This is a genomic window from Pseudomonas sp. SIMBA_041 (assembly GCF_046535095.1).
GTDB classification, from domain to species: Bacteria; Pseudomonadota; Gammaproteobacteria; order Pseudomonadales; family Pseudomonadaceae; genus Aquipseudomonas; species Aquipseudomonas mucoides.
This window is the reverse complement of sequence record NZ_JAWRXJ010000002.1, coordinates 714,085-728,665: the sequence shown is the minus strand read 5'-3', so window position 1 is coordinate 728,665 and position 14,581 is coordinate 714,085. Positions and strand designations below refer to the sequence as shown.

The window sequence follows — 14,581 nt, the reverse complement described above, 5'->3', positions numbered from 1 at the left end:
GGAAGTTTGCCGTAATCGTGGCGACACGTCACCTGAACAGGCGATCAGCCGAGGCGAGCCAGGGAAAGCATGTCGGCGTCCAGACCGAAACGCGTGAGCTGCTCGGGCAAGCGTTCACCGCGTACCAGCGCTGCGCTGGCCTGGCCCATGGCCGGCGAAGTCTGGATGCCATAGCCGCCCTGTGCCGCCACCCAGAATAAGCCCGGGACCTGCGGGTCGAAGCCGGACAGTAAATCGCCGTCGCTGACAAAACTGCGCAACCCGGCCCAGGTGCGGGTCGGGCGGCGAATGGTCAGGGTGGTGGCTTCTTCGATCTGGTAAATGCCCATGGCGATGTCCAGTTCCTCCGGCTGTACGTCATGCGGTTCCACCGGGTCGGCGTTGGCCGGCGAGCCGAGGAACATACCGGCGTCGGGCTTCATGTAGAAAGACTCGTCGAGGCTGACCAGCATCGGCCAATGGTGGATGTCCACGCCCTCGGGCCCGGCGAAGATGAAGGCGGCACGCCGTTTCGGTTGCAGGCCCAGCGGTTTGGCACCCGCCAGCTGACCGATTTTGTCAGCCCAGGCACCGGCGGCATTGATGATGACGGGGGCGCTGAAGGTCTGGCCATTGGTGGTGACTTGCCACACACCGTCAGCATCGCGGGTCAGGCTTAGCACTTCGGTGTCGGTAATGACTTCGCCTTTGTTGCGTCGGATGCCGCGCAAGTAACCCTGGTGCAGGGCATCGGTGTCGATGTCGCTGGCGGTCGGGTCGTAGATCGCGCCGTGGACTTTTTCCCGCCGCAGGATCGGCAGGCGCGCGCAAGCGTCATCGGCGCTGAGCAGTTGCATCTCGGGCACGGTGGCTTTGGCGCTGAGGTATTGATTATTGAGCTCGGCCGGGTCGCCGGTGAAGTCCACGGTCATCTCGCCGCGCGGTGTCAGCAGTGGGTGTTCGCAGAAGCCGGCAGGCGGCGCGTCGAAGAAGTCGCGGCTGGCCTGGGTCAGCGCGCGAACCTGGGGTGTGCCGTAGGCGGCGGTGTAGAGCGCGGCGGAGCGTCCGGTGGAGTGATAGGCCGGATGGGATTCGCGTTCTAGCACAATCACCCTGGCCTGCTGCGACAGCCAAAAACCGGTGGAAGCCCCGGCAATCCCGCCGCCGATGATGATGAAGTCTGCCTGGCTCATGAACGTCTCCTGTGGGGCGCAAATGCCATTGATAGATAGGAACCCTGTGGGAGCCGGGCTTGCCCGCGATTGCATCGCCGCGGTGTGCCTGACAGAGCGTGGCGCCTGCATCGCGGGCAAACCCGGCTCCCACAAGGGGGCGTGGTGTTAATGCTGTAGGTGATAGATGGCATTCGCCAGTGCGATGTCTTCCAGTCCCAGGCCGATGGAGCGGAAGAACACCGTCCGGTGGTAGTCGGGGCGTTGTACCTTGCCGCTCAGCAGGTCGGGCAGGTCGCCGACTATCGAGTGCTTGTCCCAGCCATGCCGCTCGCCAGCAATCAGCATCTCGCCCGCCGAACCCGGCGTGGTCAGACGATAGTCGCAGAACACCTGCATGTCATTGAGACTCTGCGGCGGTACTTCGTGGGCGCGCGGGGCGTTGGTGCTGATGGAGGTGATCAGCGCCGGTTTGCTCAAGATAGCCGGGTCGATCACCGGGCCGGCGGAAGAGGTGCACAGCATGATCACGTCGGCGTTCTGAATGGCCGCTTCGCGGCTGTCGACAATGGTCAGACGAGGGTCGAGACGCTGGAGCTGCGCCAATACTTCGGGGTTTTGCTCGCTCAGGCTCGGCGAGTAGAGGCTGATGCTTTGCCAGTCGCGCAGGCCTTTGACGTAGTGCAAGTGCGCCTGGGCGACTTTGCCGCTGCCGATGATCGCCAGGCGCTGCGCCGTCAAAGGCGCCAGTGCATCAACAGCGACAGCGGTGGTTGCCGCCGTGCGTGCGGTGGTCAATTCACCGGCATCGCACAGTAGCAGCGGCTGGCCGGTCTGCATCGACATCAGCAGCGTCCAGGCAGTCACCAGCGGGCCTTGTTCGCGCACGATGTACGGTGAGGTTTTAACCCCGTAGACGCCATCTTGCGCCAGTACGCCGAGGTAGTTGATGAAGTCGCCCGCACCCTGAGGGAATTCCACCAGTTGCTGCGCCGGTTGCACCGCTTGCCCGGCCGCCAGATCGCGAAACAGCTTACGCAGGATTTGCGGCACGTCGACCTTCGCCAGCAGTTCGCGGGCCTGAGGCTGGGTGATCACATAAGGCGTACTGGACATGGTCGGCTCCGGAAGCTGCAAGTAAACTAATTTGTCTATTATGGACTTTTAGTTGCGTTGGGCAAGCGCTTGTAAAAAAGCGGGGCGAAAAAAAAGCGCAGTCCGTTTCCGGCTGCGCCTCTTTCTGACAATTCCCGGTTACGGGCGTTTGCGCTCAACCGCCCGCAGTAGATGCGTCGGCGGTGTTTCACAGCTGATCTTGCGGCCCAGCAGCGCCTCGATGGACGGTAGCTGGTAGGAGTCGTCTTCACCGGCAAAACTGATGGACACGCCATCGGCACCGGCGCGACCGGTACGACCGATACGGTGTACGTAGTCGTCCGGAACTTCCGGCAGGGTGAAGTTGATCACGTGGCTGATGCCGTCGATGTGAATGCCGCGACCGGCGACATCGGTGGCGACCAGCACGCGAATCTTGCCCTCGCGGAATCCTTCCAGCGTCTTGATGCGCTTGTGTTGCGGTACATCGCCGGACAGTTGCGCGGCGTTGACGCCATCGCGCACCAGGCGTTCTTCGATGCGGCGCACTTCATCCTTGCGGTTGGCGAACACCATTACCCGTTCCCAACCGTTGTCGTTGACCAGGTTGTAGAGCAGTTTGTATTTGTCGGCACCGGCAACGGCGTAGATGTGCTGCTCGACGTTTTCGCTGGCCACGTTCTGCGACTCGATCTCGACGATCGACGGGTCGGTGGTCCATTGCTTGGCGAGGTTCATCACGTCTTCGGTGAAGGTCGCGGAGAACAGTAGCGTCTGACGCTCGTTCTTCGGCGGTGTCTGGCGAATGATCTGACGCACTTGTGGGATGAAACCCATGTCGAGCATCCGGTCGGCTTCGTCCAGCACCATCACTTCGACCATGTCCAGGTGCACGTCGCCGCGCTGGTTGAAGTCGAGCAGGCGGCCCGGGGTGGCCACGAGGATGTCGCAGTGACGGGCTTCGAGGTGCTTGAGCTGCTTGTCGAAGTCCATGCCGCCGACAAAGGTCATGACGTTGAGGCCGGTGTACTTGGTCAGGTCGGCCGCGTCTTTGGCGATCTGCACCACCAGTTCGCGGGTTGGCGCGATGATCAGCGCCCGTGGTTCACCCATGTAGCGCTCTTTCGGCGGCGGGGTTTCCAGCAGTTGGGTGATGATCGAAATCAGGAACGCGGCCGTTTTGCCGGTGCCGGTCTGGGCGCGACCGATGGCGTCTTTGCCCGCCAGGGTAAAGCCAAGCACTTGCGCCTGGATCGGCGTGCAGTACGGGAAGCCCAGGTCCTGGATGGCGTGCATCAGTTCTGGGGCGAGTTTGAAATCGTGGAAGCGGGTTTTGCCTTCCTGGGGTTCGACGACGAAGTCTTCGAGTTTCCAAGGGATAACTGGCGCTTTTGGCTTCGGTTCACGACGTGGTTTTGCAGGTTTCGGGGCTTCGCTGAGCGGTTGTTCCGCTGCGATGACCTCGACAGGAGGGGCGGCCGGTGTGGTCACTGGCTCGTGTTTCGGTGCCGCTACGGCAGCGGTCCGGCCAGGCTGATGACCGTCGGTGCGGTGGCTGGGGATGTGAGACGGAGCGCTGGCGACTGGGGCGAGCTGCTCAACCTCGCTTTTACCGAACATCTTTTTGAGTGCTTTGAGCACGGTCATCTCATCAATTGGTTAAGGAGTGTACGCCGGCCAGTGTAATGCAAGAAACGGGCGCGGCGTAGCGGGATGATCAAAGGAAGGCTTTTAACGCAAGCGCTCGGCGAGCCAGGTGCCAATATCGCTAATTTCTTCGGGTAACACTTCGTGGCCCATTGGGTATTCCTGCCATGTCACGGTGACACCACGCTGCTTTAAATGCTCATACGCAGAACGGCCCATGGCGTTTTGCACCACGTCATCGTACCGACCGTGCAAGCACAGCACCGGGATACGCTGTTGGCTGGCGGAAAGCTCGAGTGCATCGCTGAACGTCGGCGCGTAGGTGGAGAGGGCAAGTACGCCACCCAGCGCCCCCTGCCATTTCAGGAAGGCCGTGTGTAATACCACGGCACCGCCCTGCGAAAAGCCTGCGAGAAAAATCCGCGAGGCGTCTATTCCAACGGCTCGCTGCACTTCGATCAATTTAACGACCCGTTGCGCTGACTCCTCCAGTTGCTCGCGGTTGATCGCGCGCGCCGGGCTCATGGCCAATATGTCGTACCAGCTCGGCATCTCGTAGCCACCATTAATGGTGACGGCGCAGGTCGGCGCCTGAGGCAGGACGAAGCGTGTGGTCAACAGGCTTTCCTGCAGGGCTTCGGCTACCGGCAGGAAGTCGTAGCGGTCGGCGCCCAGGCCGTGCAGCCAGATAACGCAAGCGTCTACGGGCTTTACGGGTTCAAGAATAAGGGGCTCGGTCATGGCTGCTCCATTGTTGTGCGTGCGCTCTTATTGGGTGCGAGATCCCAGTGCGCCTCAGGTTGATCAGTTAAGAAGATGTCGCAAGGCTACAAGTTTTGCTATTGACCTGTCGCGCAATCGGTTCAGCCAGCGGTCTGGTACGGGCTTTGCTATGGGAAAGCGGTGCAACCCATCTCGCCTCTTGCGGTAACACTATCAGTGTACTGCTGACGGCGAGATAGCAAAGAATCCGGTGATGGATGTTCGCCAGTGGCCGTTACGGGCTTCGCGAACGTGAAAGGGCTACAGCCCGTTCGGCCGATTGGTGAGAAGTGAGTTATCCATGATGTGGATTTTCTCCTACTAGACTCATAGCGCAGGTCCTACGTCGGTTGACCCCAAAAAAAGCCAACTCGGGTCGATTACGCCTCAAAAGGGTGCGGCAGGACTCAAGCTCCGACACAACAAGAGCAAAACTGGAGGTTTGAATGAAGATGTTGAAATCCACCCTGGCTATCGTGACTGCAACCGCAGTACTCGGTATCAGTGGGTTCGCTCAGGCGGGTGCAACCCTGGATGCAGTGCAGAAGAAAGGTTTCGTACAGTGCGGTGTCAGTGATGGTCTGCCGGGCTTCTCGGTTCCAGACTCCACCGGCAAGATCGTTGGTATCGATGCTGACTACTGCCGCGCCGTGGCGGCTGCAGTGTTCGGCGATGCAAACAAAGTCAAATTCAGCCAGTTGAATGCCAAGGAGCGTTTCACCGCTCTGCAATCCGGCGAAATCGACATGCTGTCGCGCAACTCCACCATGACCAGTTCCCGTGACGCGGGCATGGGCCTGAAGTTTCCTGGCTTCATCACTTACTACGACGGCGTGGGCTTCCTGGCCAACAGCAAGCTGGGCGTGAAAAGTGCCAAGGAACTGGACGGTGCAACCATCTGCATTCAAGCCGGTACCACCACCGAGCTGAACGTATCCGACTACTTCCGTGCCAACAACCTGAAGTACACCCCGATCACTTTCGACACCTCCGATGAAAGCGCCAAGTCGCTGGAATCCGGTCGTTGCGACGTGTTGACCTCCGACAAATCCCAGCTCTACGCACAGCGCAGCAAGCTGGCTTCGCCGAAAGACTACGTGGTTCTGCCGGAAACCATTTCCAAAGAACCTCTGGGTCCAGTCGTGCGTAACGGCGACGACGAGTGGCTGGCCATCGTTCGTTGGGTTGGCTACGCCATGCTCAACGCCGAAGAGGCAGGCGTGACTTCCAAAAACGTGGTTGAACAAGCCAAGTCGACTAAAAACCCAGACGTTGCTCGTCTGCTCGGCGCTGATGGCGAGTACGGCAAGGACCTGAAACTGCCGAAGGACTGGGTCGTCAAGATCGTCAGCCAGGTCGGCAACTACGGTGAAGTCTTCGAGAAAAACCTCGGCAAGAGCACTCCGCTGGAAATCGACCGTGGCATGAACGCCCTGTGGACCAACGGCGGCATTCAATACGCACCACCAGTGCGCTGATGGTTCTATCACCCGGTGGGCCAACCACCGGGTGATGTTCTGTTCCATTACATCCGGGGCACTTCATGCAAAATTCAATCGGCGCACCAAAGCAGAGGCTCAGCCTCAGCGATCCCAAAGTGCGTGCGTGGCTGTTTCAGATCATCACCATTGTGGCGGTGGTCTCGATGGGCTGGTATCTGTTCGATAACACGCAGACCAACCTTCAACACCGGGGTATTACTTCCGGTTTCAGTTTTCTGGAGCGCAGTGCCGGTTTCGGCATCGCTCAACACCTGATCGACTACACCGAATCGGACAGCTATGCCCGGGTGTTTGTCATCGGCCTGCTCAACACGCTGCTGGTGACGTTCATCGGCGTGATCCTGGCGACGATCCTCGGGTTCATCGTCGGCGTGTCACGACTGTCGAAGAACTGGATCATCAGCAAACTGGCGACTGTTTATGTGGAAGTCTTCCGCAACATTCCGCCGCTGCTGCAAATCCTGTTCTGGTACTTCGCGGTCTTCCTGACCATGCCGGGGCCACGCAACAGCCATAACTTCGGCGACACCTTCTTCGTCAGCAGCCGTGGCCTGAACATGCCGGCCGCGTTGGCGGCGGACGGGTTCTGGCCGTTTGTGGCGAGCATTGTCGTGGCCATTGTCGCCATCGTGCTGATGAGCCGCTGGGCGACTAAACGCTTCGAAGAGACCGGCGTTCCGTTCCACAAATTCTGGGTTGGCCTGGCGCTGTTCCTGGTGATCCCGGCGCTGTGCGCGTTGATCTTCGGCGCGCCGCTGCACTGGGAAATGCCGGAGCTCAAGGGCTTCAACTTCGTGGGTGGCTGGGTACTGATCCCGGAATTGTTGGCATTGACCCTGGCCCTGACGGTGTACACCGCGGCGTTCATCGCCGAGATCGTGCGTTCGGGCATCAAGTCGGTCAGCCACGGCCAGACCGAAGCGGCGCACTCGCTCGGGCTGCGTAACGGTCCGACTCTGCGCAAGGTGATCATCCCGCAAGCCCTGCGCGTGATCATTCCACCGCTCACCAGCCAATACCTGAACCTGGCGAAGAACTCCTCGCTGGCGGCCGGTATTGGTTACCCGGAAATGGTGTCGTTGTTTGCCGGTACGGTGCTGAACCAGACCGGGCAGGCGATCGAGGTGATTGCGATCACCATGAGTGTGTACCTGGCGATCAGTATCAGCATTTCCCTGCTGATGAACTGGTACAACAAGCGCATTGCGCTGATCGAGCGGTAAGGAATAGCGCATGAGTACTCATACTTTCAAACCAGACATGCCTCCACCGAGCAGCAGCATCGGTGTGATTGCATGGATGCGCGCGAACATGTTCTCCAGCTGGCTCAATACCTTGCTGACCCTGTTCGCGTTTTATCTGATTTACCTGGTGGTGCCACCGATCCTGCATTGGGCGATCCTGGACGCCAACTGGGTCGGCACCACGCGCGCCGACTGCACGAAGGAGGGCGCCTGCTGGGTGTTCATCCAACAGCGGTTCGGCCAGTTCATGTACGGCTACTACCCGCCGGAACTGCGCTGGCGCGTCGACCTGACCGTGTGGCTGGCGGTCATCGGTATCGCACCGTTGTTCATGTCGCGCTTTCACCGCAAAGCGGTGTATGGCCTGAGCTTTCTGGTGCTGTACCCGATCATTGCCTACTTCCTGCTGCATGGCGGCATCTTTGGCCTGACTCAGGTGGCGACCAGTCAATGGGGCGGCTTGATGCTGACCCTGGTGATCGCCACCGTCGGTATCGCCGGCGCGTTGCCGCTGGGTATCGTCCTGGCGCTGGGGCGTCGTTCGAACATGCCGGCGATTCGTGTGGTCTGCGTGACCTTCATCGAGTTCTGGCGCGGCGTGCCGTTGATTACGGTGCTGTTCATGTCGTCGGTGATGCTGCCGTTGTTCCTGCCCGAAGGCATGAGCTTCGACAAGCTGCTGCGGGCACTGATCGGCGTGATCCTGTTCCAGTCGGCCTACGTCGCCGAAGTGGTGCGCGGTGGTCTGCAAGCGATTCCAAAAGGTCAGTACGAAGCGGCTGCCGCGATGGGCCTCGGCTACTGGCGCAGCATGGGCCTGGTGATCCTGCCGCAAGCCCTGAAGCTGGTCATCCCAGGCATCGTCAACACCTTCATTGCGCTGTTCAAGGACACCAGCCTGGTGATCATCATCGGCCTGTTCGACCTGCTCAACAGCGTCAAACAAGCCGCCGCCGACCCGAAATGGCTGGGCATGGCCACTGAAGGTTATGTGTTCGCGGCCCTGGTGTTCTGGATTTTCTGTTTTGGTATGTCGCGCTATTCCATGCATCTGGAACGCAAGCTCGACACTGGCCACAAGCGTTAGGAGTTTTGTAATGAGCGAAGCAATCAAAAAGCCTGTGAGCCCTGAAGGCATTATTCAGATGCAGGGCGTGAACAAGTGGTACGGCCAGTTTCACGTATTGAAAGACATCAACCTGAACGTGAAACAGGGCGAGCGTATCGTGTTGTGCGGCCCGTCGGGTTCCGGCAAGTCCACCACTATCCGTTGCCTCAACCGACTGGAAGAACATCAGCAGGGCCGCATCGTCGTCGATGGCGTGGAGCTGACCAACGACCTCAAGCAGATCGAAACGGTGCGCCGTGAAGTCGGCATGGTGTTCCAGCACTTCAATCTGTTTCCGCACTTGACCATCCTGCAGAACTGCACCCTGGCGCCAATGTGGGTGCGCAAAATGCCCAAGCGTCAGGCCGAGGAAATCGCCATGCATTACCTGGAACGCGTACGCATTCCGGAGCAGGCGCATAAATTCCCGGGGCAACTGTCCGGTGGCCAGCAACAGCGTGTAGCGATTGCCCGCGCGCTGTGCATGAAACCGAAAATCATGCTGTTCGACGAACCGACTTCGGCACTCGACCCCGAGATGGTGAAAGAGGTGCTGGACACCATGATCGGCTTGGCTGAAGACGGCATGACCATGCTTTGCGTCACCCACGAAATGGGCTTCGCCCGCACCGTGGCCAACCGTGTGATCTTCATGGACAAGGGCGAAATCGTCGAACAGGCTGCGCCGAACGACTTCTTCGATAACCCGCAGAATGATCGGACCAAGATGTTCCTGAGCCAGATTCTGCATTGATGTCGGCTGACAGGTAAAACAAACCCGGCCCTGTGCCGGGTTTTTTGTGTGTGCTGTTCAGGTCACAGTGAGCGTTTCATGTTCTTTGTGAACGATGTCCTTGAATCCCCTCAAGTCTGCGCCTTCGCCAAAACTTCGCGCATCGGTGAGCAAATGGGGATAGCGATCAAGCAAGCGCATCAGCACCATCAATGCTTTAGGTGGAAGCAGTTCGCCGCGCTCGTAACGAGAAAACGCGTTATGTCCGCCTCCGGACAAAAGCAGAACGGCTTCTTTTTGCGACAGGTGCAGTTTGCGGCGGATGCGCTTCATCTCGCTGCCGATCATTTGTCTGCCGGCGAGGACTAACTCGTCGCCGGCATCCGAATAGCGCTCCGAGCAGCCGGGGTCGAGTATGACTTCCCCGCATGCCTGGCACTCCCATCCAGACAAATCATCAATCCGGCGCTCCATTCCTTTCACGCTCATGGTTTCACCGCGACCTTCGAAGTGGCTGCATTTCCTCGAGGGTTAAACCCAGGTCCCGGCCGTTTTTCCGCGCGGTTGCGGTAAATGCATTTTTCCCAAGCCGCCTGACATCGTCCTTGATCACCGTTAGGTTGTAGTGGGGTGTGTTCTTTTCCATAAGAAGCTGTGAACCCTATCCCTGAAATTACCCTTAAAGGGTAATTTTGACTCATCGATAATCCCGCTCCATTTCCTTCTCTCTGACCGTAGGCGGTTGCCGTCCTACAGGTAGCTGACTAACATGTCAGAAAATTCATCCTATGATTGGATGAAAGGGCGAATTCCATGTCAGACATTTCTCCATTGACCAAGCGATCTTTGGTCGACCAAGCGCTGGACCAGCTGCGCCTTCGTATCACGCAAGGTGTCTGGGTCGTCGGCCAACGTCTCCCCACCGAGCCGGAACTGGCTACCGAGCTGGGCATCAGCCGCAATACCGTGCGTGAAGCCATGCGCGTGTTGGCGTTTTCCGGCTTGATCGAAATCCGTCAGGGCGACGGCAGCTACCTGCGGGCCGTCATCGATCCGCTGGACACCATGAAAGCCTTGTCCCGCTGCTCCCATGAGCAGGCCCGTGAGACGCGGCACATCCTTGAAGTCGAAGCCATTGGCCTCGCGGCACTGCGCCGGACAGACGAAGACCTGGTGGCGTTGCGCGAAGCGCTCGGCGTCAGCGGCAGCCACTACCACGGCGATCTCGACAGCTACATCGCCTGCGATCTGGTGTTCCACCGCCGTCTGGTCGATGCCGCGCACAACCCGACACTGAGTGAGTTGTATCGCTATTTCTCGAGCGTCATCGGCGCGCAATTGCGCCAGACCTTGAACATCACCCCGCGACGCCAGGAAGTGTTCGACCTGCACATCGAACTGCTGGATGCCGTCGAGCAACGTGACCCGGAACGGGCCAAAGCCCTGTCGAGGCAGTTGATCAATGAACCTTGAAACCGAGAACTCCATGTCCAGCAGCGATAGTAATTTCACGCAACCCAAGCGCACGGCGGAGCTCGAAGAGTTGCTGATCGACGCTGAAGCGGATGATGAGCAAGTCCAGCAACGTCACCCGATCCTGCGCCGGCCATGGCTGTTGTTACTGGGCTTGATCCTGGTGGCGTTGAACCTGCGTCCGGCGCTGTCGAGCATGGCGCCGATGCTTGGCGAGGTCTCGAAGACCCTCGGATTGTCGGCGGCCCAGGCCGGTTTGTTGACGACATTGCCGGTGCTCTGCCTCGGCCTGTTCGCCCCTCTGGCACCGGTGCTGGCGCGCCGTTTTGGCGCCGAGCGTGTGGTGTTGGGGATTCTGCTGACGCTGGCGGGCGGGATCATTTTGCGCAGTTCATTTGGCGAGATTGGCTTGTTTGCCGGTAGCGTGCTGGCCGGTGCGAGCATCGGTGTGATCGGTGTGTTGTTGCCAGGCATCGTCAAACGCGACTTCCCGAAACAGGCCGGCACCATGACCGGTGTCTACACTATGGCGTTGTGCCTGGGCGCCGCAATGGCCGCCGGCGCCACGGTGCCGTTGAGTGAGCATTTCGACCAGAGCTGGGCCATGGGCCTGGGCTTCTGGGTGCTGCCGGCGCTGGTCGCGGCGATTTTCTGGCTGCCGCAAGTGGGTGGGCACAAACAGGGCGCACACAACGTCGCCTACCGTGTTCGCGGACTGCTGCGCGATCCGCTGGCCTGGCAAGTGACGTTGTACATGGGCCTGCAATCGTCCCTGGCGTACATCGTATTCGGCTGGTTGCCGTCGATCCTGATCGGTCGCGGGCTGACACCGGTCCAGGCCGGTCTGGTGCTGTCAGGATCAGTGATCGTCCAGTTGGCCAGTTCTCTCGCGGCGCCTTGGCTGGCGACACGCGGCAAGGATCAGCGACTGGCCATTGTGGTGGTGATGCTGATGACCCTCGGAGGTCTGTTCGGCTGTCTCTACGCACCGATCGAAGGTCTGTGGGGCTGGGCGATTCTGCTCGGTCTGGGGCAGGGCGCTACCTTCAGCCTGGCGTTAACCCTGATCGTACTGCGCTCGCGGGACTCGCATGTCGCGGCCAACCTGTCGAGCATGGCCCAAGGGTTCGGCTACACCCTGGCCTCGATGGGGCCGTTCGCGGTCGGCATCGTGCATGACTGGACCGGCGGCTGGACGGCGCTGGGCTGGATTTTCGGTGTCATTGGCCTCGGTGCAATCGTTGCCGGCCTCGGCGCCGGACGTTCGCTGTACGTTCAGGTCGTCAGCGAAAAGGTCTGAACTACAGGTAAACAATGTCCAGGGTCGCCGAGCCGTCGAGTTGCACTTCGGCACTCAGGTCCAGTTCGGAGGTGGGCGCGATGACCGTTTCGACCGTCACCCGGCTGGTCAGGTTGCGGATGGCTATCGGGCCGGCGCTGCTGCCTGCGCTGTCGGTAAAGCCGAGATAGCTTCGGGAACCCATCGGGATGGGCTGGCTGTTCGACGGGCTCCAGGCTTTGCCCCCCGTGGTCGAGTCGGTTCGATAGACCTGCGTCAGGTCGTCCACCACCGTGCTGGCAGGATCGAAGTTCAGCGAATACAAGCCGATTTTATTGTGGCTGTGGTCGTGGTTCAGGCCGTAGTAAATCTCGCTGTTGACGATGGCCGAGCCGTCGCGGTTGTCGCGCATCAGCAGAGCAAAACGCGTGAGCGCATTGCACTGAATGTTGAGGTCGAGTGTCTGGTCGCGCAGTCGAGTGCGCTTGTCGACGTTCAGGTCTTGCCGGGAGATTTTTCCGTAATCGACGAGGCCGCTGTTGGACAGCATCGGGGTGCAGGCAAGTGGGGTGATGAGGCCTGTGACCCTCAGGTCTGTCGATGAGGTGGCCAAGGTGAGCGGCGACATCAGGACGAAGATCGCCATCGTCAGCGCGTGTGGAGTCTTTTTCATGGGACAGGTTTCGCTGTGTGTGGTGAGCGGAATCAGTCCTTGCCCGAAGCAGGACCTCGGGCAAGATGCACGGCTTACAGGTACTTCATTTCAAATGTTGCTGAACCGTCGATAGTGACATCGTCGGTTAAGGTGAGGCTATCGGCGCGGGCAATGAAGGTGTAGATCGTCAGTTCCATAGTGAGCTCTTTCGCGGAGATTGGAGTGAGAGTGCCGACAGCGCTTATCGATGTGAGGTTATCCTTCAGGATCTGATAGATGCGCGTCCAACTCGCACCGTTATCAGTTGATCGGATCGAGTGCACAGGTTGTCCGTCCGCAAGCGCGCTTTGGATCGCTGGCGTGAAATAACCGATTTTTTCGTTATTGCTGGTCAGGCCCAATCCGAAATACGGGTTGGACGATGATGTTCCGGCTCTGTTATCAATACCGTTAAGTGCAAATGGAGTTGACGCGTCACACGCGACCGTCAGCTGCATCGGATGACTGCCTACTATCGTGTCACTTGTCAGGTTGAGGTCTTTTGCCTGCACCTGGCCGACGTCGACCGTTCCTCCATCGGACAACGAAGGAGTGCAAGCTCTCGGCGTGATGAGACCTGTGACAGTCAGGTCAATGCTCGAAGCCGCCACTGTATAAGGCGCAACGCCAATCAGTGCGGTGGCGGAGAGTGCTGCCAAGTACTTTTTGATCATTATTTGCTCACTTCTAGGGTTGTGTCCTGACTGCCCCGAGCCGCTCGAGTGCGTCCCGGATCCAGCAGGATCGGGTTGGGTGTTACAGGTAAATAATCTCGATCGTCCCCGCGCCATCGAGCTCGATGGCGCTGCTCAGGTCGAGGCTGTTGGTGGGGGCGATGACGGCATCGACAGTCACCGTGCTGCTGAGGTTCTGGATCAGCACCGGGCCAGCGCCGCTGCCGGTGTTGTCGGTGAACGCCAGGTAACGGCTTTTACCGATGGCGATCGGGTTTGCGCTGCCGGTGCTCCAGGCCGTACCGGCGATGCTGGAGTCGGTTCGATAGAGGCGGGCGAAGCCGTCGGCATGGGCGTCGGCCGGGTCTACGCGCAGTGAAAAACGGCCAATCCTGTTACCGCGGCTGTCTTTGCCCAGGCCGTAGTCGATCTCGCTGTCGAGCGTTGCCGAGCCTGAGCGGTTGTCATGCATGATCAAGGCGAAGGTCGTCGGCGCGTCGCAGCCGACCCTCAGCGTCAACGACTTGGGCGACAGGTGTGTGTCCTTGTCGGCGTGCAGGTCTTTTTTCGACAGGGTGCCAAAGTCGACCACACCGCCGTTGGACAGCACCGGTTCGCAGGCCGCCGGAGCGAATCGGGCGCGCAAGGTCGCCTCACGGGTGAGTCCGGCGGCGTCGAATACCCCAAAGGCTTCCCAGGTCACCGCGTCACGCACCTGCATGCCTTGCTCCTGAACCCAGGCCGTCAGCTCAAGCTGCGCCGAGAAACTGCGCCCCTGCACCGGCACGCCGGCTTGCACCGGGACGACCCCGTGCTCCGGTCGCCAGATCAGGCTCGACGCCGTTTCTGCCGGCGGCTGTCCGCCCCCGGCAATCAACCCGATATCGACCGATTGGCCATCGAGCACGGCATCGTGAATACGCATCTGATAGCTGCCGCGTTCAGCAAAGTGAAAGCGTCCGGCGGTCGCGGCCATCGCCCGGTAGAACAGGCTCATGTCGATGGGCTGCGCACAGCTCAAGGTCAGGCTGAGCTGGCGTTCACCAAGGTTGCGTTCGGATGCCGCATCAGGCCGTATCGACCGGTTCATCAGCCCGTAATCGAGCTCCGGCTGGCTCAGGTTGAACTGGCAGTCGTCCGTGGACGCCGAGGCCAGTGGCGTGAATCCGCTCAGTGCCAGGGGGGCGAGGGTCAATAGCAGGTAGCGAGACAGGGTCAT

Annotated in this window: 14 protein-coding genes; 6 read left to right on the top strand and 8 right to left on the bottom strand. The window is 59.9% G+C overall.

All coding sequences use genetic code 11. From position 1 onward, the window contains the following. Nucleotides 1-44: 44 nt before the first annotated feature. The 4 genes from SB725_RS07065 to SB725_RS07050 all read right to left on the bottom strand — a co-directional run bounded on the left by SB725_RS07065 (nt 45) and on the right by SB725_RS07050 (nt 4,634). Nucleotides 45-1,172, bottom strand: coding sequence for an NAD(P)/FAD-dependent oxidoreductase (locus tag SB725_RS07065; protein WP_027924855.1), 1,128 nt, complete (start codon nt 1,170-1,172; stop codon nt 45-47). A 147-nt stretch (nt 1,173-1,319) separates the two neighbouring features. Then, nucleotides 1,320-2,267 (bottom strand): ornithine cyclodeaminase family protein, encoded by a 948-nt coding sequence (locus SB725_RS07060; protein ID WP_027924856.1) that lies wholly within the window; start codon nt 2,265-2,267, stop codon nt 1,320-1,322. Between the two features lie 138 nt (nt 2,268-2,405). After that, nucleotides 2,406-3,893: an ATP-dependent RNA helicase RhlB gene (rhlB, locus tag SB725_RS07055; RefSeq protein WP_027924857.1), complete on the bottom strand. Its 1,488-nt coding sequence runs from the start codon at nt 3,891-3,893 to the stop codon at nt 2,406-2,408. A gap of 84 nt (nt 3,894-3,977) precedes the next feature. Beyond that, nucleotides 3,978-4,634 carry an alpha/beta hydrolase gene (locus SB725_RS07050; protein ID WP_059181583.1) on the bottom strand — a complete coding sequence of 219 codons (657 nt, stop codon included), beginning with the start codon at nt 4,632-4,634 and terminating at the stop codon, nt 3,978-3,980. A gap of 467 nt (nt 4,635-5,101) precedes the next feature. On the opposite strand from SB725_RS07050, the gene SB725_RS07045 reads away from it, so the two are divergent. From SB725_RS07045 to SB725_RS07030, 4 genes are all read left to right on the top strand, one after another. After that, nucleotides 5,102-6,133, top strand: coding sequence for an amino acid ABC transporter substrate-binding protein (locus tag SB725_RS07045; RefSeq protein WP_027924859.1), 1,032 nt, complete (start codon nt 5,102-5,104; stop codon nt 6,131-6,133). A gap of 65 nt (nt 6,134-6,198) precedes the next feature. Next, nucleotides 6,199-7,380 (top strand): amino acid ABC transporter permease, encoded by a 1,182-nt coding sequence (locus SB725_RS07040; protein ID WP_059181582.1) that lies wholly within the window; start codon nt 6,199-6,201, stop codon nt 7,378-7,380. Between the two features lie 10 nt (nt 7,381-7,390). Beyond that, nucleotides 7,391-8,488 (top strand): amino acid ABC transporter permease, encoded by a 1,098-nt coding sequence (locus SB725_RS07035; protein ID WP_027924861.1) that lies wholly within the window; start codon nt 7,391-7,393, stop codon nt 8,486-8,488. A 10-nt stretch (nt 8,489-8,498) separates the two neighbouring features. Then, entirely contained in the window at nt 8,499-9,263 is a 765-nt protein-coding gene (locus SB725_RS07030) for an amino acid ABC transporter ATP-binding protein (RefSeq protein ID WP_010463090.1), read from the top strand. Between the two features lie 57 nt (nt 9,264-9,320). On the opposite strand, the gene SB725_RS07025 is transcribed toward SB725_RS07030, so the two are convergent. Then, nucleotides 9,321-9,731 carry a type II toxin-antitoxin system MqsA family antitoxin gene (locus tag SB725_RS07025; protein WP_081743984.1) on the bottom strand — a complete coding sequence of 137 codons (411 nt, stop codon included), beginning with the start codon at nt 9,729-9,731 and terminating at the stop codon, nt 9,321-9,323. Between the two features lie 324 nt (nt 9,732-10,055). Between SB725_RS07025 and SB725_RS07020 the strand changes: the two genes are divergently transcribed. Continuing rightward, nucleotides 10,056-10,715, top strand: a complete 660-nt coding sequence (locus SB725_RS07020; RefSeq protein WP_059181581.1) for a FadR/GntR family transcriptional regulator — start codon at nt 10,056-10,058, stop codon at nt 10,713-10,715. Beyond that, nucleotides 10,705-12,015: a CynX/NimT family MFS transporter gene (locus tag SB725_RS07015; RefSeq protein WP_059181580.1), complete on the top strand. Its 1,311-nt coding sequence runs from the start codon at nt 10,705-10,707 to the stop codon at nt 12,013-12,015. The genes SB725_RS07020 and SB725_RS07015 overlap by 11 nt, the downstream gene beginning before the upstream one ends. A 1-nt stretch (nt 12,016) precedes the next feature. Here SB725_RS07015 and SB725_RS07010 read toward each other — a convergent pair whose 3' ends face one another. From SB725_RS07010 to SB725_RS07000, 3 genes are all read right to left on the bottom strand, one after another. Then, entirely contained in the window at nt 12,017-12,667 is a 651-nt protein-coding gene (locus SB725_RS07010) for a DUF1120 domain-containing protein (protein ID WP_059181579.1), read from the bottom strand. Between the two features lie 74 nt (nt 12,668-12,741). Then, entirely contained in the window at nt 12,742-13,362 is a 621-nt protein-coding gene (locus tag SB725_RS07005) for a DUF1120 domain-containing protein (protein ID WP_410921467.1), read from the bottom strand. An 82-nt stretch (nt 13,363-13,444) separates the two neighbouring features. Continuing rightward, nucleotides 13,445-14,581 carry a DUF1120 domain-containing protein gene (locus tag SB725_RS07000; protein WP_059181577.1) on the bottom strand — a complete coding sequence of 379 codons (1,137 nt, stop codon included), beginning with the start codon at nt 14,579-14,581 and terminating at the stop codon, nt 13,445-13,447.

What these genes read in the sequence shown, in the direction of transcription:
- SB725_RS07065 (WP_027924855.1), bottom strand. Translation starts at nt 1,172, where the DNA reads ATGAGCCAGGCAGACTTCATCATCATCGGCGGCGGGATTGCCGGGGCT.
- SB725_RS07060 (WP_027924856.1), bottom strand. Translation starts at nt 2,267, where the DNA reads ATGTCCAGTACGCCTTATGTGATCACCCAGCCTCAGGCCCGCGAACTG.
- rhlB (WP_027924857.1), bottom strand. Translation starts at nt 3,893, where the DNA reads ATGACCGTGCTCAAAGCACTCAAAAAGATGTTCGGTAAAAGCGAGGTT.
- SB725_RS07050 (WP_059181583.1), bottom strand. Translation starts at nt 4,634, where the DNA reads ATGACCGAGCCCCTTATTCTTGAACCCGTAAAGCCCGTAGACGCTTGC.
- SB725_RS07045 (WP_027924859.1), top strand. Translation starts at nt 5,102, where the DNA reads ATGAAGATGTTGAAATCCACCCTGGCTATCGTGACTGCAACCGCAGTA.
- SB725_RS07040 (WP_059181582.1), top strand. Translation starts at nt 6,199, where the DNA reads ATGCAAAATTCAATCGGCGCACCAAAGCAGAGGCTCAGCCTCAGCGAT.
- SB725_RS07035 (WP_027924861.1), top strand. Translation starts at nt 7,391, where the DNA reads ATGAGTACTCATACTTTCAAACCAGACATGCCTCCACCGAGCAGCAGC.
- SB725_RS07030 (WP_010463090.1), top strand. Translation starts at nt 8,499, where the DNA reads ATGAGCGAAGCAATCAAAAAGCCTGTGAGCCCTGAAGGCATTATTCAG.
- SB725_RS07025 (WP_081743984.1), bottom strand. Translation starts at nt 9,731, where the DNA reads ATGAGCGTGAAAGGAATGGAGCGCCGGATTGATGATTTGTCTGGATGG.
- SB725_RS07020 (WP_059181581.1), top strand. Translation starts at nt 10,056, where the DNA reads ATGTCAGACATTTCTCCATTGACCAAGCGATCTTTGGTCGACCAAGCG.
- SB725_RS07015 (WP_059181580.1), top strand. Translation starts at nt 10,705, where the DNA reads ATGAACCTTGAAACCGAGAACTCCATGTCCAGCAGCGATAGTAATTTC.
- SB725_RS07010 (WP_059181579.1), bottom strand. Translation starts at nt 12,667, where the DNA reads ATGAAAAAGACTCCACACGCGCTGACGATGGCGATCTTCGTCCTGATG.
- SB725_RS07005 (WP_410921467.1), bottom strand. Translation starts at nt 13,362, where the DNA reads ATGATCAAAAAGTACTTGGCAGCACTCTCCGCCACCGCACTGATTGGC.
- SB725_RS07000 (WP_059181577.1), bottom strand. Translation starts at nt 14,581, where the DNA reads ATGACCCTGTCTCGCTACCTGCTATTGACCCTCGCCCCCCTGGCACTG.